Here is a 16,895-nt window from a genome sequence, read left to right on the forward strand (position 1 = left end):
CTTCGCCCCCGAGGAGGGTGGTTCGCGTGGTTCGTGGGACTCTCATCGTATGACGCCGATCACGGAGGTGGAGGGGCGGCGGATCCCCCTCTCGAATCTGGAGAAGGTGCTGTACCCGGCGACCGGCACCACCAAGGGCGAGCTGCTGCACTACTGCGCGTCCGTCGCGGGGGCGCTCCTGGCGCATCTGCACAACCGTCCGGTGTCGTTCCTGCGCTTCCCGGACGGCCCGGCGGGCCAGCACTTCTTCACCAAGAACCCGCCGCCGGGCACCCCCTCCTGGGTGAAGATCGCCGAGGTGCCGCGCTCGGCGGGCCAGGTGGCCCGGCAGGTCGTGGTGGACGACCTGGCGACGCTGATGTGGGCGGCCAACCTGGTGGTGGAGTTCCACACCCCGCAGTGGCAGGCGGACGCCCCCGCCCGGGCCGACCGGCTGGTCCTCGACCTGGACCCGGGCGCGCCCGCGAGCGTCGTGGAGTGCTGCGCGGTGGCCCGGTGGCTGCGCGGGCGCCTCGCGGCGGACGGGCTGCACGCGTACGCCAAGACCTCGGGCTCCAAGGGGCTGCATCTGCTCTCCCCGCTTGAGCCGACCCCGTCCGAGCAGGTGTCGGCGTACGCGAAGACGCTGGCCAGGGAGGCGGAGGCGGCGCTTCCGGAGCTGGTCACCCACAAGATGGCCAAGGCGCTGCGGCCCGGCAAGGTGTTCATCGACTTCAGCCAGAACGCCGCCGCGAAGACCACCGCCACGCCCTACACCGTGCGCGCCAAGGAGCGGCCCACGGTGTCGGCGCCGGTCTCCTGGCAGGAGGTCGAGTCCTGCGCCGCCCCGGCCGACCTGACGTTCCTGATCGGGGACATCGGGCCCCGCCTGGAGCGGGACGGCGACCTGCTGGGCCCGCTGGTCGACCTCGACCGGGCGGGCCGCCTGCCATGAACGCGGCGCCGCTGCGGCCGCCCCTCAGCGTCGCCCTCGCGGAGGCGGTGGGGACGCTGCCGCGCGGGGCGGGGTGGGCGTACGAGCCGAAGTTCGACGGCCACCGGATGGTGGTGTTCCGGCAGGCCGAGCGGGTCGTGCTGCAGGCCCGCTCGGGGCGGATCATCACGGCCGCGTTCCCCGATCTGGCCGACGCGGCAAGGGAGTTGACGCCCGGCACGGTGCTCGACGGGGAGGTCGTGGTGTGGACCGGCGGGCGCACCGACTTCGCCGCCGTCCAGCGCCGGGCCGCCGCCACCGCGGCGCGGGCCCCCCTCCTCGCCCGCCGGCTGCCGGCCTCGTACGCCGCCTTCGACATCTTGGCGGACGGCGGCCGGGACGTGCGGGCGCTACCGTACGAGCGGCGCCGCGCGCGGCTCCTGGAGATCCTGGCCCCGCTGGGCCCGCCGCTCCAGGCGGTGCCGATGACGACCTCGGCCGAGACCGCGCTGACCTGGTACGAGACGCTGCCCGCGAGCGGCATCGAGGGCCTGGTGGCCAAGCGCCTTGACGCCCCGTACCGGGCCGGGCACCGCGCCTGGCGCAAGCTGCGGCACACCGACACCCGCGAGGCGGTGGTGGTCGGCCACACCGGGAGCCCGGCCCGCCCGGCCGCACTCGTCCTGGTGCTGCCCGACGACGACGTGCCGGTGGTGTCGGGTCCGCTGTCCGCCGCCCTGCGCGCGGAGGCCGGGCGGGCGCTGGCCCAGCTGGCGGCGGAGGGCGGCGGGACGGCGGTCGCGGCGGGGCTCGGCGAGGTGGCGTACCGGGCGGTGCGGGCAGGACTGCTCGCGGAGGTCGAGTGGGCGACCACGCGGCACGCGGGGGCGGTGGTGCTGCGGCTGCGGGAGGCGGCGGGGGCCGGGGGCGAGGGGGCCGCCGGTTGAAAGGCCCTGGCGCCGGGCCCGCAGCCTCCCGGGCTCAAAGCCCCACGAGCTGAAAACCCCCTGCGCCAGACCCGCAGCCCCACGAGCTGAAAACCCCTGCCTCAGACCCGCAGCCAGGTCCTGCGGTCCCGTGCCGTCCAGTACAGGGCCTCCACGTCCGCCGGTTTGAGTACGCCGCCCATGCGGGCCAGGTCCGGGAGCTCGGTGTCCTTCAGGACGCTCACATCGCGGACTTCGGGCGGGCCGAGCTCCACCCGGTCCGCGCCGACCAGGACAAGCACCGGGCGCACCGCGGCCGCGAGCGCGAGGGAGGCCCGTTCGGCCTCGTGGCGGGCGCCGCGCAGGAGGGGCACCGGGGCCGCGTGGCCCACGGTCACCAGCGGGTCGGCGATCCGCACCCGGTGGCGCCCGGTGTTCAGGGCGCGGATGGTGAGGACGCCCGCCGGGCCGACGAGCAGGTGGTCGATCCTGGCCTCGCCCGGCAGCGGGACCGAGTGCAGGACCCGCCAGCCCGCGGCTTCGAGCCGTTCGAGGGCGGCCCCGGCGAGCTGCTGTGCGGCCAGCTCGCGGCGGCGGGGGTCAGTCCGGAAGCGGTGCACGGATCCGTACCGCTCCAGCTCGGTCAGGAGCGCCTCGCCGGGCCGGTTCGGGGCGAGGTCGTCGTCCGGGTGGAGGGAGAGCCGCACCAGGTCGGCCGGGGTCGGCACCGGCGGCGGACCGACGACGGGCTCCCCGACGACATAGGGGCGCAGCGCGGCGAGCACCTCGTCCCTGCGGTCGGCGAGCAGCAGGGAGACGTGCCCGGTGTCACGGTCGTACCAGGCGACGCTGCGCCCGTCCGGCAGGCTGACGTACAGTCGCGCCTGTCCGTGCCGGTGCACCGGTGTGACCCGCAGTCCTGCCATGCCCCATCACCCCACCCCGACCATGGGAACAGCCCGATGCCCGTGAGGGCAATAAGCGGGGTGGGCGTCGTCATGACGCGATGGACGCGGGGCGGTCAGGGCCACGACACTGGCGCGCGATATGAACGCAGGAATCCGGGAGGGGAACACTCAATGATCATCTTTGGCACCCGTCGCTATCTCTACCAGCTCGCGATGCTCACGCTGGTGTGCGGCAACTGCGGAAATCCCGCCGCGCACACGCTGCGCAAGTACGTCACGAAGTTCACGCTGTTCTTCGTTCCACTGTTCCCCTTCTCCACGAAGTTCCGCACCCAGTGCACCTTCTGCGGTCTTGAGCAGCAGATCACCAAGGAGCAGGCCGACGCCCTGCTCGCGCAGCCGGTCGCGCCGCAGCAGACGTACGGCCAGCAGCCGCAGCCGGGCCAGATGCACGGCCAGAACCCGTACCAGCAGTAGCGGGAGGCCGGCCCGCCGCGCGGTAACAGCACCGCCTGCTCGTCTACGGCAGGCTGTTACGTATGCGCGGCAAAGCCGCAATGGCGGACATTTAGCGTCGTACGCATGACCACGCCCACCATGCCCCGTACCGCCCGGATCGCGGCCACGTCCGTGCTCGCCCTCAGCGTCGGCGGCGGGCTGCTGGCCTGCGGCCCGGCGACGGCCGCCAAGGCCCCCGACGTCAAGGTGCAGAACGCCGCCGCCCCGCAGGCCGACGCCCACCCCGGCCCGTTGCGCGCCTCCGAACCGACCCGGCTCGTCATCCCCTCCGCGGGGGTCGACGCGGGCCCGGTGCTGCGGCTCGGGGTGGACTCGGCGCAGGAGCTGGAGGTGCCGCCGGTCGACCGGGCCGAGCAGGCCGGCTGGTACACGGGCAGCGTCACACCGGGTGAGCAGGGGGTCTCGGTCCTGGTCGCGCACTACGACACCGCGAACGGCCCGGCGCTGATGCACAAGGTGAAGGACATGAAGGTCGGGGACGCGATCGAGGTCGGCAGGGCGGACGGCTCGACCGCCGTATTCAAGATCAGGGAAACTCAGCAGGTAGACAAAAAGGACTTCCCCACGAATAAGGTTTATGGGACGACCGACCGCCCCGAGCTCCGCCTCATCACCTGCGGCGGCCCCATCAAGGACGGTCACCGCTCGGCCAACATCATCTTCTATGCGGACCTGGTGAAGGCCTCGTAATTCGGGGGCCTCCGGCGAAGATCCGGCGGAAGGTGAAATAGCCTGGGTTCCCGCACGACAGGAGAACCTTGACCCGCCACCACCGCATCGCACTCATGGCACCCCTGCTGACCGCAGTGGGTGTCCTGGTGCTGTCCGGCTGCGGCGGGGCGGGCCATCTGGAGAGTTCGGGTGCGACCCCGACGGCCGTCGGCCCGATACGCCTGTGGCCCGGTCTGCCGCCCGCCACGGCGACCCCCAACGACCTCGGCCCGAACGCGGAGCAGGTGCCCGGGATCAAGGTGCCGGGCGGCGATGTCCGCAAACTGGACCCGCTCGCCGTGGTGCAGGCCGAGGTGAAGGCGCACCCCAACACCTACAGCGGCAGCGACGGCCTGTACGACGAGACCGTCAAGCAGCTCGACGCCTGCAAGCAGAAGCCGGGCAGCTGCCCGCTGCTCCAGCCGTACTACCGGGATCTGACCGGGGACGGCAAGGACGAGCTGATCCTCGGCATCCGGATGCCGGATCACCAGCTCGCCGTGCGCTGCTACACGGCGGCCAAGGACGGCGGGCTGATCCGCATCATGGCCACCTCGGAGCAGGCCACCCGCGTCGACGTGGCCGGCCGCGACGTCATCGTGCGCTCGGTGGCGGACGGCATGCCCGGATACGAGTACCGCACCGCCTGGTCCTGGGACGATCACCAGCAGGCGATGCTGCCCACCCGGGACGAGATCGTGCGCAACAAGCCGGGCAAGGGCACCGGCGGCGGCAAGCATCCCGCTCCGTCCGGCGCCGGGCAGTCGGTGCCGTCGCCGAAGAAGAAGCCGCCGACGGCGAGCCCGTCGGCCACTCCCCCGGCGGGCACACCATGAAATCGCCCCGCATATCGCGGCTGCCGCGTATGCCGCTGCCCGCCTGGACGGCGACGCTCACCTGGAAGGCCGCGGTGTTCATCACCGTGATGTGCTGCGCGCTCGCGTCACTGCTCGGCGTCTTGGTGCATGTCTCGGTGACCCGCCAGACGGTCGGCGAGGCGCGCGGCAAGGCCCTCGACAAGCTGACCGAGGTCACCCGGATGTACGAGGCGGGCGAGCAGCTGCCGCCCGGCGCCGGCGTCGACCCGCCCCAGCTGCCCCCCTCGCTGCACGCGCTCGCCGTCTCCGGCAAGCGCGGCACCCTGGTCGACGACGACGAGGGCCGCCCGACGATGTGGGCGGCGGGCCCGGCCGACGGCAAGGCGATCGCCGCCGAGATCGACTACACCCAGAGCGCCCGCACCATCAACGGCCTCGACAAGGCGATCTTCGGCTCGTCCATCCTCGCCATCGGCGCGACCCTCCTGGTCGGCGTCTTCGGGGTCACCCGGATCACCCGGCGGCTGCACCAGACGGCGACGGTGGCCCGCCGGATCGACGCGGGCGATCTCGACGCCCGGGTCAACGACCCCCGCACCAAGGACCCCTCCCGCCCCCAGGACGAGGTGGCCACGGTGGCCGGCGCCCTGGACACCATGGCCTCCACCCTCCAGGGCAAGCTGCTCAGCGAACAGCGCTTCACCGCCGATGTGGCGCACGAGCTGCGCACCCCGCTGACCGGTCTGCACGCCGCCGCCGAGCTGCTGCCCGAGGGACGCCCGGCCGAGCTGGTGCGCGACCGGGTGCAGGCGATGCGCTCGCTCACCGAGGACCTCCTGGAGATCTCCCGGCTCGACGCGGGCAGCGAGACCGTCGACCTGGACCTCCAGCACCTGGCCCCGGTGGTGGAGCGGGTGGTGCGCGCCTCGGTCGCCTCGGGGACCGCCGAGCAGGACACCACCCTGACGGTGGTGTCGGACGCCTGCGTGGAGACCGACAAGCGCCGGCTGGAGCGGGTGATCGGCAATCTGGTCGCCAACGCCCACAAGCACGGCAAGGCCCCGGTCGAGCTGACGGTGCACGGCCCGGCCATCACCGTCCGCGATCACGGTGCGGGCTATCCGGCGTACCTGCTCGACCACGGACCGCAGCGCTTCCGCACCGACGCCGGGAACAAGGGGCACGGGCTCGGGCTCACCATCGCGGTGGGCCAGGCGGCCGTGATCGGCGCCCGGCTGAGCTTCGCCAACGCCCCGGACGGCGGGGCGGTGGCCCGGCTCGAACTCCCCGAGTACGTCGGCTTCGAGGCATCCGGCGCCGCCGATACCGGGGCGGTTCCGCACCCGGAGTGACGCTTTGCGGTCTCTCCGTAGCGAATTTAATGTGAGGGCAGGCGAATTGAGGGTCGTTCACCCGCGGCCCCGCCCCTTCCAGGAGGCACCCATGTCCCTGCGCCCACCCCTCGCGGCACTCGCCCTCGTGCTGGCCGCCGGCGCCGCCGCCACCCTCACCGCGGCCGCCTCCGCCGCCGCCGAGGGGTCCGTCCGCGACGAGTACAGGGGCCGTGTCACCGCCACGTCCGGCCTGCTCCTGCGCGACCGGCCCACCCGCGGCAGCAGGATCGTCGGCACGGCGCCGTACGGCTCGATCGTGCACATCTTCTGCAAGACCGGCGGCGACGAGGTCAACGGGAACGACCGCTGGTACCTGCTCACCGACGGCACCTGGGCCTGGGGTTCCGCGTTCTACATCGACAACATCGGGCCCTCGCCCCGCTGGTGCTGACCCCTCAGCCGCCGAGCACTCTGGACTTCGCGGCCGCGAACTCCTCGGGCGTGAGCAGCCCTTCCCTGGCCATGTCACCCAGCCGGGTCAGCCGGTCCGCGATGTCCGCGCCGCCCGCGGCCACCGGTGCGGGCGGCGCGGTGGCGGCGGCCCGCGCCTGCCGGTCGGCGGCATAGGCAGGGCTGCTGGACAGCAGACCGCGCAGCAGCGGCACCCCCTCCGGACGCGTCAGGGGGCGCTCCTCGGGGCGGACGGGTCGGACGAACATGGCTCAGGCCTCCGATGCGTCGGTCGAAGGGGCCCCGGCCAGTGCCGCGAGCCCCGCTTTCACCTCGGCGAGCCGCCCCGGCGGGATCCGTACCGAAGCCGCGATGCGGCCGCCCGCCTCGCGTACCGCCTCGGCCGCCTCCGCCGCCCACAGGTGTTCGAGCAGGACGAGCAGGGCGCAGTTGCCCCGGTCGAGCAGCCCGGCCGACTCGGCGACGTCCTCGGGGCCGATGAGCCGGGCCGCGTCCCGGCCGCCGAGGAGGCCCTGGAGCTCCTCGAACTCATCGAGTTCGGCGGCCAGGAGCTCGCCGCCCGCGGTCTTGGTGACGACCAGCGCGTCGATCAGGCAGACCGCGCCGGACCTGCGCAGGTCGCCGAGCGCGGCGACCGCCTGCACTCTCAACTGCTCCTCGGGAAAGGCGAGGACGATGAACTCCACGGGCCCCATGGCGCAGGCTCCTCCTTGACGGACCGTCATGCATTCCGTTCGGCACCCTATGACATACACGGACATAAGGCCGGTGTCTTGCTACGTTGCCTGGCATGACCGCACCGTCGGCGGCGGACGACTCGCCGCCCGAGCTCCGCCGGCCCAAGCAGCGGGGCGTCGAACTCTCCCTGCTCGTCGGTGCCGTACTCCTCGTGGTGTTCGGCTACGTCGACGTGGGCCTCGCCAAGAACGGCGCGGTGCCGCCGGACGCCGCGCGCTACGGCGCCGGGCTCGGCCTGCTCGCACTCCTGGCCCACCTCGTGGTCCGCTTCCGCGCCCCGTACGCCGATCCGCTGCTGCTGCCGATCGCGGTGCTGCTCAACGGGCTCGGACTGGTGCTGATCTACCGGCTCGACCTGGAGACCCCGGGCAGCCGGGCGGCCCCCGCCCAGCTGATCTGGTCGACGCTCGGGGTCGCCCTCTTCCTCGCCGTCGTCCTCGTCCTGCGCGACCACCGCGTCCTGCAGCGCTATGCCTACCTTTCGGTGGCCGCCGCGCTGGGCCTGATGCTGGTCCCGATCTTCTTCCCCCCGGTCAACGGCGCCAAGATCTGGATCCGGGCCGGCGGCTACTCCTTCCAGCCCGCGGAGTTCGCCAAGATCCTGCTCGTCGTCTTCTTCGCCGCCTACCTCGCGGCCAACCGCAACGCCCTCGCGTACACCGGCCGCCGGATCTGGCGGCTCCAACTGCCCACCGGGCGCGTGCTCGGCCCGATCGTGGCGATCTGGCTGCTGAGCGTGGGCGTCCTCGTCCTCGAACGCGACCTCGGCACCTCGCTGCTCTTCTTCGGCGTCTTCGTGATCATGCTGTACGTGGCGACCGGGCGCATCGGGTGGATCGCGGTGGGGCTGCTGCTCGCGTCGGTCGGCGCGGCGGTGGTCGGCATGCTGGAACCCCATGTGCACAGCCGCGTCACCGACTGGCTGAACCCGTACACCACCATCGAGGCGGGCCTGGGCCCCAGCCAGCTCGTCCAGTCGCTGTTCACCTTCGCGGCCGGCGGGATGCTCGGCACGGGGCTCGGCCTCGGCCACTCCATCCTGATCGGCTTCGCCGCGAAGTCCGACTTCATCCTGGCCACGGCCGGCGAGGAGCTAGGCCTGACCGGACTGACCGCGATCTTCCTGCTGTACGCGTTGCTGGTGGCCCGGGGCTACCGGGCCGGGCTCTGGCTGAGCGGCCCGTTCGGCCGGCTGCTCGCGATCGGCCTCGCCTCGATCCTCGCCCTCCAGGTGTTCGTGATCGCGGGCGGCGTGATGGGGCTCATCCCGCTCACCGGCATGGCGATGCCGTTCCTCGCGCAGGGCGGCTCCTCCGTGGTCACCAACTGGATCATCGTGGCGCTGCTCATCCGGATCAGCGACTGGGCCCGGCGGCCGCTGCCCGCGGTCGAGCCGGGCGTCATCGCGCGGGAGCGGACCCCGGTGAACCCGGCGAAGGGGAGCGGCAAGTGATCCGGTACATCCGGCGGGCGGCCGGCTTCTGCCTGGTGCTGCTCGTCGCGCTGCTCGTCAACGCGGCCCGCGTCCAGGTCTTCCAGGCCGACGCGCTCGACGACAATCCGGCCAACCGCCGGGTGGCCATTGCCCGTTACCACAAGCCGCGCGGCGCCATCGTGGTCGGCGAGGAGAGCGTCACCGGCTCGAAGGACACCGGCCAGCCGCTGCGGTACGAGCGGACGTACCGGAACGGCCCGCTGTACGCGCCGGTCACCGGGTACTCATCGCAGACGTACGGCACGACGCTGGTCGAGAACGCCGAGGACGCCGTCCTGTCGGGCACCTCCTCGCTCCTGTCGCCGGTCCCGCTGTGGAACGACGTCACGCGCGGCCGGCACTCGGGCGGGCGGGCCGTCACCACCATCAAGGCGTCGATGCAGAAGGCCGGGTACGACGGTCTGGCCGGCAAGAAGGGCGCGGTGGCGGCGGTCGAGCCGGCGACCGGCCGGATCCTGGCGCTGGTCAGCAGCCCTTCCTACGATCCCGGGGTGCTGTCGGGGACGGGCCGGGCGGTGACCGGCACCTGGTCGCGGCTGACCGCGGACCCCGGCCAGCCCATGCTGAACCGGGCGATCCGGCAGACCTATCCGCCCGGCTCCGCCTTCAAGATCGTGACGGCGGCGGCCGCGCTCGACGCGGGGGCGGTGACGGACATCAACGCGCCCACCGACACACCCGATCCGTATGTGCTGCCGAACACGAACACCACGCTCCCCAACGAGGTGAGCGGCTGCGAGAACGCCTCCCTCGCCTACGCGGTCACCTACTCCTGCAACACGGTGATGGCGGGGCTCGGGGTGAAGGTGGGACTTGCCGGAATGCTGGACGCGGTGGGGAAGTTCGGCTTCAACGACACCAGGATCAGGATTCCGTCCGGTGTCTCCAAGTCGAACTTCGACACCCGGATGAGCCCGGACCAGCTGGCGCTCTCCTCCATCGGCCAGTTCGACACGACGGCCACACCGCTCCAGATGGCGATGGTCTCGGCGGCGGTCGCCAACGGCGGGGAACTCAAGTACCCCTATCTGGTGGACCGTACGACGACCTCGCGGGGCAGGACGGTCGCCACCACCGGTCAGCGGACCTACCGTCGGGCGATGAATCCGGCGACCGCGCTCCAGCTGCAGCAGCTGATGGTGGACGTGGTGAAGAACGGCACCGGCATGAGCGCGGCGATCCCCGGGGCGACGGTCGGCGGCAAGACCGGCACCGCGCAGAACGGCATCGGCAACATCGGCACCCCGTACGCCTGGTTCATCTCCTGGGCCCGGGCCGACGACGCGGGGCAGCCGGCGGTCGCGGTGGCGGTCGTGGTCGAGGACGCGGCGGTGAAGCGGGGCGACGTCAGCGGCGGCGGCGACGCGGCGCCGATCGCGAAGGCGGTGATGGAGGCGGCGCTGGCGAGCGCGCCTTAGCGCACTAGTTGGGCCTGTACGGAGGACGGCGGTTGATCGCGGTGAGGTCGATGGTGATGGGGAACGGGACCGTCACCTTGAGCTCGTCGTGGTGGATGCCGGTCAGGGTGTACGTATCGGTTGCCGGGTCGAGCTCGTACACGTACACCACGGGAAAGCCGTCGTTCTCCTCGACCCGCCAGAAGTGCGGGATCCCCGCCTTCGCGTACTTCAGAGGCTTGACCTCGCGGTCACGCGCCTCGGAGTCTGCCGATACCACCTCGATAGCGACGATCACGTCTTCGGGGTGATACCAGGTCTGCCGCGGCCCTCTGTGCGCGTCAGCACGAAACACCAAGACGTCGGGCTCGGGTCGGTTGCGCTTGTCGAGCTTGATGCTCATCTCTCGGATGACGTTCAAGTGCTCCGGCGCCAGAGACAGCAGCGTGTACTCCAACAGCCGCATGGCCAGCGAATGGAAATTGGTCTGCGGACTCACGAGGACAAGGCTCCCGTCGATCAGCTCCGTGTGCGGAGGAAGATTCGGAAGCCGGTCCAGGTCGTCCGCCGTCCAGCCGCCCACCGGCGGGCGGGCCCACTCGTACTGGTCGTCCAGCCCGTACTGGTCGTACTGGGCGTACTGGTCGTCAAGCCCGTACTCGCGTGCGGCGCTCATGATTGCTCCCATGCGACGGAGTCTGTCTCACACGATCAGCCTACCCAGCGGGAATCCGAGATCGCCGCACGAAAGGGTGGAGCCAGGTCGCGCCGTTGACGCGGGGGCGGCGCGACCAGCACCGGAGCCGCTCAGACCGTCCCCTCCGCGATCGCTCCCTCCACCTCCGACACCCGCGCCGCCTCCTCCGCCGCGAAGCGTTCCCGGTCCAGTCGGTCGGCGATCTCCTCGTCCTGGGCCATCAGGAGGTCCAGGCTGGAGTCGCCCAGGTCGAAGACGCCCATGTCGACGTACGCCTTCTGAAGGCGTTCGCCCCACAGGCCGATGTCCTTGACGCAGGGCACGATGCGGCTGAAGAGCAGCTTCCTGAACAGGTGCAGGAATTCGCTCTCCTCGCTCAACTGCTCGGCCTCCTTCTTCGGGATGCCGAAGTTCTCCAGGACCTCCACCCCGCGCAGCCGGTCGCGCATCAGGTAGCAGCCCTCGATGACGAATTCCTCGCGTTCGCGCAGCTCCGCGTCCGAGAGCTGCTTGTAGTAGTCGCGCAGCGCCATCCGGCCGAAGGCCACGTGGCGCGCCTCGTCCTGCATGACGTAGGCGAGGATCTGCTGGGGCAGCGGCTTGTCCGTGGTGTCCCTGATCATGCCGAAGGCCGCGAGCGCGAGGCCCTCGATCAGGACCTGCATGCCCAGGTACGGCATGTCCCAGCGCGAGTCGCGCAGGGTGTCGCCGAGCAGCCCCTGGAGGTTGTCGTTGACCGGGTAGAGCATGCCGATCTTCTCGTGCAGGAAGCGGGCGTAGATCTCGGCGTGCCGGGCCTCGTCCATGGTCTGGGTCGCGGAGTAGAACTTGGCGTCCAGGTCGGGGACGGACTCCACGATGCGGGCCGCGCAGATCATCGCGCCCTGCTCACCGTGCAGGAACTGGCTGAACTGCCAGGAGGCGTAGTGCCGGCGCAGATCGCCCTTGTTCTGCTCGGTCATGCTGTCCCAGTACCGGCTGCCGTACAGGGTCATCGCCTCGTCCGGGGTGCCGAGCGCGTCGTACGGGTCGACCTCCAGGTCCCAGTCGATGCGTTTGGCGCCGTCCCACTGCTTGTCCTTGCCCTTCTGGTACAGGGCGAGCAGCCGGTCGCGCCCGTCGTCGTAGTCCCAGTTGAAGCGGGCGGCGCCGGAGGCCGGCACCTGCCAGGGTTCTTGCGGGCCCTTCACATAGAGGTCGTGCGTCGACACGTGCGGCTCCTTCACGTCGCGGACCGCCGGCGGCTCGACGGGCGGCCCAACTTCTGCACAACGTTGTGCAGTTGGCAGGTTCACATGGTGGTAGACGCCGGGTCAACAAGTCGCGCGCAAGGGATTGACGAGCTTACTGACACGCAGTCTCATAAGAGGCGACCCCCGGTAACCCAGCCACGAGGTGCCCCTCGCCATGACGACCGTGACCGAACGCGATGCGCTCCGCGACGCACTCGGCCTGCTCAGGGACCGCGAGCAGGTCGCCGAGCGTCTGCTGGAATCGTCCGCCAAGCACTCCTTCGACCCGGACAGGGAACTGGACTGGGACGCCCCCGTCGAGGACGGGAAGTGGTTCTGGCCGCCCGAGCTCGTCTCGCTGTACGACACCCCGCTGTGGCGCAGGATGTCCGAGGAACAGCGCATGGACCTGGCCCGGCACGAGGCCGCCTCGCTCGCCTCGCTCGGCATCTGGTTCGAGATCATCCTGATGCAGCTGCTCGTGCGGCACATCTACGACAAGTCGCTCACCAGCAGCCACGTCCGGTACGCGCTCACCGAGATCGCCGACGAGTGCCGCCACTCGATGATGTTCGCCCGCATGATCAAGAAGGGCGGGGCGCCGTCGTACCCGGTACCGCGCGTCTACCACAACCTCGCCCGGGTCCTGAAGACCGTCTCCACCACCCCGGGCTCCTTCGCGGCCACCCTGCTCGGCGAGGAGATCCTCGACTGGATGCAGCGCCTGACCTTCCCGGACGAGCGCGTCCAGACCCTCGTGCGCGGCGTGACCCGCATCCACGTGGTCGAGGAGGCGCGCCATGTCCGGTACGCCCGCGAGGAGTTGCGGCGCCAGATGGTCACCGCGCCGCGCTGGGAACGGGAGTTGACCCGGGTCAGCTGCGGCGAGGCGGCCCGCGTCTTCGCCACCTGCTTCGTCAACCCGAAGGTGTACGAGAACGTCGGCCTGGACCGCAGGGAGGCCGTCGCCCAGGTGAAGGCGAGCGGCCACCGCCGCGAGGTCATGCAGAGCGGCGCGGCCCGCCTGACCGAATTCCTGGACGACATAGGCGTACTGAACGGGGTGAGCCGGCGGCTCTGGAAGAGGTCCGGACTGCTGGCATAAAGCGCCGTCACGGGGATTACGCTGCACCCATGACCTCCCCCGCCACCCCCGCGTACCGCAGGCTCAGCGTCGCGGAGCGCCGCACCCAGCTCCTCGGCGCGGCGCTCTCGCTCTTCGCGCACCGGGCGCCGGAGGACGTCTGTCTGGACGACGTGGCCGAGGCGGCCGGGGTGTCGCGGCCGCTGGTCTACCGCTACTTCCCGGGCGGCAAGCAGCAGTTGTACGAGGCGGCGCTCCGCTCGGCCGCCGACGAGCTGGAGTTGTGCTTCGCGGAGGTGCAGAGCGGCCCGCTGACCCGCCGCCTGGCCCGCGCGCTCGACCGCTATCTCGCCTTCGTCGACCAGCACGACGCGGGGTTCTCGGCGCTGCTCCAGGGCGGCAGCGTGGCCGAGACGTCCCGTACGACGGCGATCGTGGACGAGGTGCGGCGGGCCGCGGCCGAGCAGATCCTGGTCCACCTCCAGGTGACGGCGCCGGGCCCGCGGCTGCGGATGATGGTGCGCACCTGGATCGCGGCGGTCGAGGCGGCCTCCCTCATCTGGCTGGACGAGGACAAACAGCCCCCGCTGCCGGAGCTGCGCGACTGGCTGGTGGACCATCTGGTGGCGCTGCTCACCGCGACGGCCGCCACCGACGAGCAGGCCGCGGCGGTGGTGCGGGCCGCGCTGGCCCTGGAGTCCGCCGAGGGCGCGGCCGGTGTCCTGGCCCGCCGCGTGATACCCGTCGTGAGCGGGGCCGCGCACCTGCTGTGAGACTTGGGGCGTGCGAAGCGAGAACACCCTCTTTGTGGGCGGCCCCCTGGACGGGCGCGTCCTGCCGGTACTGACCGGCCCGACCGGCAGGCCGCCGCAGTGGTACGAGGTGCCCGTGCCGGATCCGGACGGCGGCCCCGCGACGGTGTACGCCTACCGGCTCGAACCGGCCTCCCACAGCAAGCGGCTCGGGCTGCCGCGCGGCTGGAAGTACACCTATGCGCCCGGGGGCCGCGAGCCGCGCCGCTGGCCGTGGACGCGGAAGGGCCCCGGCGCAAGCCACCACACCGGGCTACCGCCGCACGAGTGAGCCGAATACCCCGTTCACCCTTCTCGCGGAGCCGGTCGCGATCGCCCGTGCCACGATCCGGTGGGGCCGGACCGACCGGCCCCTGACCGGAGGTGAGCACATGTCAGGTCGCGTGCGCTCGGTGTGCACGGCGGCGGCCGTCGCCACGGCGCTGGTGACGGCGGCGGTGGCCCCCCGGGCGACGGCCGCGCCGCAGCCGCCCGGCGAGTCCTCCGCCGCGCTGCCCGCGCAGCCGCCCGAGACCTCGGCGGCCTCGCTCCTGGTCCGGCTCCAGACGCTGTACCAGCAGACGGAGGAGGCGACCGAGACGTACAAGACCACCGATGTCGAGCTGAAGCGGCGCGCGGCCGAGGAGAAGAAACTGGCGGGTTCGCTGGCCGACGCCCGGACCGCCCTGGCCCGCAGCCGCGGCGCCGCCGGCCAACTGGCCCGGGCGCAGTACCAGGGTCGCAGCGAACTCTCCACGTACGTACGGGTGTTGCTGTCCCGCGATCCGCAGAGCGCGCTCGACCAGGGCCGGCTGCTCGACCGCGCGGCCCGCGAACGCCAGGCCGCGGTGGCCCGGCTCGCCAGCGGCGAGCGGCAGGCGGCCGAGCTCGCCGAGGCCTCGCGCAGGGCACTGGAGAAGCAGCAGGCGCTGGCGAAGCGGCAGCAGCAGGCGAAGGACGACGTCGAGCTCCGCCTCAAGGAGGTGGAGCAGCTCCTCGCCGGCCTCACCGCCGACCAGCTGGCCGAGCTCGCCCGCCTGGAACAGCGGGGCACCGCCAAGGCGCAGCAGAGCCTGCTGGCCTCGGGCGCGCTGGGCGGCACGCGGGCGCCGTCGTCCGAGGGCGACCGGGCGCTCACGTACGCCGTCGACCAGATCGGCAAGCCGTACGTGTGGGGCGCGGAGGGACCGGAGTCCTACGACTGCTCGGGGCTCACCTCGCAGGCGTGGGCGCACGCGGGCCGCTCGATCCCGCGCACCAGCCAGGAGCAGTGGGCCGAACTGCCGCGCGTCCCGCTGACCTCGCTGCGCCCCGGCGACCTGGTGATCTACTTCCCCAAGGCCACCCATGTGGCGATGTACCTGGGCGACGGCCTGGTGGTGCAGGCCCCCCGCCCCGGCACCCGGGTCAAGGTCTCCCCGATCGCCGCGAACCCCCTGCTCGGCGCGGTCCGCCCGGACCCGGCGGCGGCCCCGCTGTCCTCGTACCACCCCCCGCGGCTCCCGGAGCGCGCGGCGGCGGGAGCGGACGCGGGGTACTCGGCGGAGTCCGGGCCCAGGGAGGACTAGGGGACCAGGGGACCCCTAGCCTCCGGCGACCTCGGCCAGGTAGGCGCCTGCCTTCTCCGGGTCGAAGAAGAAGTTCTCGAAGTCGGCCGGGTCGTCGAAGCCGTTGGCGAAGCGGTCGGCCACCGGCTGGAGCTGGCCGGCGGCGCCGATCAGGTTCAGGACGTGCTCCGGGGGGACGCCGAGCATCGCGTTGGTCCACTTCACCACGTGCTGGGCGGTGTCCCAGTAGCGGTCGAAGGCGGCCCGCATCCACGTCTCGTCGAACTCCGCGTCGCCGTGCTCCACGATCGAGGAGAGGTACGAAGCGGCGCACTTGGCGGCCGAGTTGGAGCCCTGGCCGGTGATCGGGTCGTTGGCGACGACCACGTCGGCGACGCCGAGCACCAGTCCGCCGCCGGGCAGCCGGCCGATCGGGTTGCGGACCGTCGGGGCGTAACGGCCCGCCAACGTGCCGCCCGCGTCGGTCAGTTCGACCTTGGTGGCCCGCGCGTACTCCCAGGGCGTGAACTTCTCCATCAGCTCCAGCGTGAGCGCCAGGTGCTCTCCGGGGTCCTTCACGCCGTTGAACGCGTCGAGCGGGCCGCCGGGGACGCCCTCCCAGAACAGGATGTCCGCGCGGCCCGAGGTGGTCAGGGTCGGCATGACGAAGAGCTCGCCCACTCCCGGGACCAGGTTGCAGCGGACCGCGTCCAGGTCGGGGTGCTCGGGGCGCGGGCCGAGCCCGTGGACGTAGGAGACGGCGAGCGCGCGCTGCGGCTCGGCGTACGGGGAACGGGACGCGTCGCGGCCGAACATCGAGACGAGCTCGCCCTTGCCCGCGGAGACCATGACCAGGTCGTAGGTGCGCGCGAAGAAGTCGAGGTCGGAGACGGCCGCGCCGTGGATGACCAGCTGGCCGCCGCGCTGGGCGAAGGTCTCCATCCAGCCGGCCATCTTGACCCGCTGGTCGACGGACTGCGCGATGCCGTCGAGCCTGCCGAGCCAGTCGACGGCGCGGGACGAGTCCGGGGCGGCGACCGAGACGCCCAGGCCCTCGATGCGCGGGGCCTGGGACTCCCAGAAGTTCAGCGCCAGGTCGCGCTCGTGCTGGAGCGCGGTGTGGAACATGCACTGCGTGGACATGACACGGCCGGACCGGATCTCGTCCGCCGTGCGGTTGGACATCAGGGTGACCTCGTACCCCTGCGCCTGCAGGCCGAGGGCCAGCTGAAGACCGGACTGGCCGGCGCCGACTATGAGTATTCTCCGCATGCGGGTCCGTTCTCCGTTGGTGCGTAGCGAGCGTGGGGGGGG

Annotated in this window: 19 protein-coding genes; 13 read left to right on the plus strand and 6 right to left on the minus strand. The window is 71.9% G+C overall.

Annotated elements, in window-relative coordinates; translation table 11 throughout:
• Positions 1 to 49 precede the first annotated feature (49 nt).
• Complete coding sequence (ligD, locus tag ACIBK6_RS26095) at positions 50 to 934, plus strand: non-homologous end-joining DNA ligase (protein WP_399053773.1); 885 nt, start codon at positions 50 to 52, stop codon at positions 932 to 934.
• Positions 931 to 1,860: an ATP-dependent DNA ligase gene (locus ACIBK6_RS26100; protein ID WP_399053774.1), complete on the plus strand. Its 930-nt coding sequence runs from the start codon at positions 931 to 933 to the stop codon at positions 1,858 to 1,860. The genes ligD and ACIBK6_RS26100 overlap by 4 nt, the downstream gene beginning before the upstream one ends.
• Before the next feature lie 101 nt (positions 1,861 to 1,961).
• Here the strand turns inward: ACIBK6_RS26100 and ACIBK6_RS26105 are convergent, their stop codons facing one another.
• Complete coding sequence (locus tag ACIBK6_RS26105) at positions 1,962 to 2,765, minus strand: nuclease-related domain-containing protein (protein WP_399053775.1); 804 nt, start codon at positions 2,763 to 2,765, stop codon at positions 1,962 to 1,964.
• Between the two features lie 153 nt (positions 2,766 to 2,918).
• On the opposite strand from ACIBK6_RS26105, the gene ACIBK6_RS26110 reads away from it, so the two are divergent.
• The 5 genes from ACIBK6_RS26110 (at position 2,919) to ACIBK6_RS26130 (ending at position 6,580) form a co-directional block, all read left to right on the plus strand.
• Positions 2,919 to 3,224 carry a zinc-ribbon domain-containing protein gene (locus ACIBK6_RS26110; RefSeq protein ID WP_399053776.1) on the plus strand — a complete coding sequence of 102 codons (306 nt, stop codon included), beginning with the start codon at positions 2,919 to 2,921 and terminating at the stop codon, positions 3,222 to 3,224.
• Positions 3,225 to 3,329: 105 nt separating this feature from the next.
• Positions 3,330 to 3,956, plus strand: coding sequence for a class F sortase (locus ACIBK6_RS26115; protein ID WP_399053777.1), 627 nt, complete (start codon positions 3,330 to 3,332; stop codon positions 3,954 to 3,956).
• 68 nt (positions 3,957 to 4,024) lie between these two features.
• Positions 4,025 to 4,813: a hypothetical protein gene (locus tag ACIBK6_RS26120; protein ID WP_399053778.1), complete on the plus strand. Its 789-nt coding sequence runs from the start codon at positions 4,025 to 4,027 to the stop codon at positions 4,811 to 4,813.
• Positions 4,810 to 6,147, plus strand: coding sequence for an ATP-binding protein (locus ACIBK6_RS26125; protein ID WP_399053779.1), 1,338 nt, complete (start codon positions 4,810 to 4,812; stop codon positions 6,145 to 6,147). Before ACIBK6_RS26120 ends, ACIBK6_RS26125 begins: the two co-directional genes overlap by 4 nt.
• Positions 6,148 to 6,238: 91 nt before the next feature.
• The gene (locus tag ACIBK6_RS26130) at positions 6,239 to 6,580 is read left to right on the plus strand and encodes an SH3 domain-containing protein (RefSeq protein ID WP_399053780.1); all 342 of its coding nucleotides are present in this window, start codon (positions 6,239 to 6,241) and stop codon (positions 6,578 to 6,580) included.
• A 4-nt stretch (positions 6,581 to 6,584) separates the two neighbouring features.
• On the opposite strand, the gene ACIBK6_RS26135 is transcribed toward ACIBK6_RS26130, so the two are convergent.
• Both ACIBK6_RS26135 and ACIBK6_RS26140 read right to left on the minus strand, forming a co-directional pair.
• Positions 6,585 to 6,848 (minus strand): hypothetical protein, encoded by a 264-nt coding sequence (locus tag ACIBK6_RS26135; protein WP_399053781.1) that lies wholly within the window; start codon positions 6,846 to 6,848, stop codon positions 6,585 to 6,587.
• A 3-nt stretch (positions 6,849 to 6,851) separates the two neighbouring features.
• Positions 6,852 to 7,295: a DUF6325 family protein gene (locus ACIBK6_RS26140; protein WP_399053782.1), complete on the minus strand. Its 444-nt coding sequence runs from the start codon at positions 7,293 to 7,295 to the stop codon at positions 6,852 to 6,854.
• A gap of 95 nt (positions 7,296 to 7,390) precedes the next feature.
• Between ACIBK6_RS26140 and ACIBK6_RS26145 the strand changes: the two genes are divergently transcribed.
• Positions 7,391 to 8,791, plus strand: a complete 1,401-nt coding sequence (locus ACIBK6_RS26145) for an FtsW/RodA/SpoVE family cell cycle protein (RefSeq protein WP_399053783.1) — start codon at positions 7,391 to 7,393, stop codon at positions 8,789 to 8,791.
• A complete protein-coding gene (locus ACIBK6_RS26150) occupies positions 8,788 to 10,251 on the plus strand; it encodes a penicillin-binding transpeptidase domain-containing protein (RefSeq protein ID WP_399053784.1) in 1,464 nt (487 codons plus the stop codon). The genes ACIBK6_RS26145 and ACIBK6_RS26150 overlap by 4 nt, the downstream gene beginning before the upstream one ends.
• Before the next feature lie 4 nt (positions 10,252 to 10,255).
• On the opposite strand, the gene ACIBK6_RS26155 is transcribed toward ACIBK6_RS26150, so the two are convergent.
• The gene (locus ACIBK6_RS26155) at positions 10,256 to 10,906 is read right to left on the minus strand and encodes a Uma2 family endonuclease (protein ID WP_399053785.1); all 651 of its coding nucleotides are present in this window, start codon (positions 10,904 to 10,906) and stop codon (positions 10,256 to 10,258) included.
• 131 nt (positions 10,907 to 11,037) lie between these two features.
• A complete protein-coding gene (locus ACIBK6_RS26160; RefSeq protein WP_399053786.1) occupies positions 11,038 to 12,138 on the minus strand; it encodes a ferritin-like domain-containing protein in 1,101 nt (366 codons plus the stop codon).
• 196 nt (positions 12,139 to 12,334) lie between these two features.
• On the opposite strand from ACIBK6_RS26160, the gene ACIBK6_RS26165 reads away from it, so the two are divergent.
• The 4 genes from ACIBK6_RS26165 (at position 12,335) to ACIBK6_RS26180 (ending at position 15,602) form a co-directional block, all read left to right on the plus strand.
• Complete coding sequence (locus tag ACIBK6_RS26165) at positions 12,335 to 13,264, plus strand: diiron oxygenase (RefSeq protein ID WP_399053787.1); 930 nt, start codon at positions 12,335 to 12,337, stop codon at positions 13,262 to 13,264.
• Positions 13,265 to 13,293: 29 nt separating this feature from the next.
• A complete protein-coding gene (locus tag ACIBK6_RS26170) occupies positions 13,294 to 14,016 on the plus strand; it encodes a TetR/AcrR family transcriptional regulator (RefSeq protein WP_399053788.1) in 723 nt (240 codons plus the stop codon).
• Between the two features lie 10 nt (positions 14,017 to 14,026).
• Entirely contained in the window at positions 14,027 to 14,326 is a 300-nt protein-coding gene (locus ACIBK6_RS26175) for a hypothetical protein (protein ID WP_399053789.1), read from the plus strand.
• A 100-nt stretch (positions 14,327 to 14,426) separates the two neighbouring features.
• Entirely contained in the window at positions 14,427 to 15,602 is a 1,176-nt protein-coding gene (locus ACIBK6_RS26180; RefSeq protein ID WP_399053790.1) for an NlpC/P60 family protein, read from the plus strand.
• A 15-nt stretch (positions 15,603 to 15,617) separates the two neighbouring features.
• On the opposite strand, the gene ACIBK6_RS26185 is transcribed toward ACIBK6_RS26180, so the two are convergent.
• Positions 15,618 to 16,853 carry a styrene monooxygenase/indole monooxygenase family protein gene (locus ACIBK6_RS26185; RefSeq protein ID WP_399053791.1) on the minus strand — a complete coding sequence of 412 codons (1,236 nt, stop codon included), beginning with the start codon at positions 16,851 to 16,853 and terminating at the stop codon, positions 15,618 to 15,620.
• Between the last annotated feature and the right edge of the window lie 42 nt (positions 16,854 to 16,895).

The sequence above is a fragment of the Streptomyces sp. NPDC050485 genome (assembly GCF_044458185.1).
Taxonomy (GTDB): Bacteria; Actinomycetota; Actinomycetes; order Streptomycetales; family Streptomycetaceae; genus Streptomyces.

Excerpts from the sequence above, each read along its gene's own strand:
- ligD (WP_399053773.1), top strand. The coding sequence starts at position 50 with ATGACGCCGATCACGGAGGTGGAGGGGCGGCGGATCCCCCTCTCGAAT.
- ACIBK6_RS26100 (WP_399053774.1), top strand. The coding sequence starts at position 931 with ATGAACGCGGCGCCGCTGCGGCCGCCCCTCAGCGTCGCCCTCGCGGAG.
- ACIBK6_RS26105 (WP_399053775.1), bottom strand. The coding sequence starts at position 2,765 with ATGGCAGGACTGCGGGTCACACCGGTGCACCGGCACGGACAGGCGCGA.
- ACIBK6_RS26110 (WP_399053776.1), top strand. The coding sequence starts at position 2,919 with ATGATCATCTTTGGCACCCGTCGCTATCTCTACCAGCTCGCGATGCTC.
- ACIBK6_RS26115 (WP_399053777.1), top strand. The coding sequence starts at position 3,330 with ATGACCACGCCCACCATGCCCCGTACCGCCCGGATCGCGGCCACGTCC.
- ACIBK6_RS26125 (WP_399053779.1), top strand. The coding sequence starts at position 4,810 with ATGAAATCGCCCCGCATATCGCGGCTGCCGCGTATGCCGCTGCCCGCC.
- ACIBK6_RS26130 (WP_399053780.1), top strand. The coding sequence starts at position 6,239 with ATGTCCCTGCGCCCACCCCTCGCGGCACTCGCCCTCGTGCTGGCCGCC.
- ACIBK6_RS26135 (WP_399053781.1), bottom strand. The coding sequence starts at position 6,848 with ATGTTCGTCCGACCCGTCCGCCCCGAGGAGCGCCCCCTGACGCGTCCG.
- ACIBK6_RS26140 (WP_399053782.1), bottom strand. The coding sequence starts at position 7,295 with ATGGGGCCCGTGGAGTTCATCGTCCTCGCCTTTCCCGAGGAGCAGTTG.
- ACIBK6_RS26145 (WP_399053783.1), top strand. The coding sequence starts at position 7,391 with ATGACCGCACCGTCGGCGGCGGACGACTCGCCGCCCGAGCTCCGCCGG.
- ACIBK6_RS26155 (WP_399053785.1), bottom strand. The coding sequence starts at position 10,906 with ATGAGCGCCGCACGCGAGTACGGGCTTGACGACCAGTACGCCCAGTAC.
- ACIBK6_RS26165 (WP_399053787.1), top strand. The coding sequence starts at position 12,335 with ATGACGACCGTGACCGAACGCGATGCGCTCCGCGACGCACTCGGCCTG.
- ACIBK6_RS26170 (WP_399053788.1), top strand. The coding sequence starts at position 13,294 with ATGACCTCCCCCGCCACCCCCGCGTACCGCAGGCTCAGCGTCGCGGAG.
- ACIBK6_RS26180 (WP_399053790.1), top strand. The coding sequence starts at position 14,427 with ATGTCAGGTCGCGTGCGCTCGGTGTGCACGGCGGCGGCCGTCGCCACG.
- ACIBK6_RS26185 (WP_399053791.1), bottom strand. The coding sequence starts at position 16,853 with ATGCGGAGAATACTCATAGTCGGCGCCGGCCAGTCCGGTCTTCAGCTG.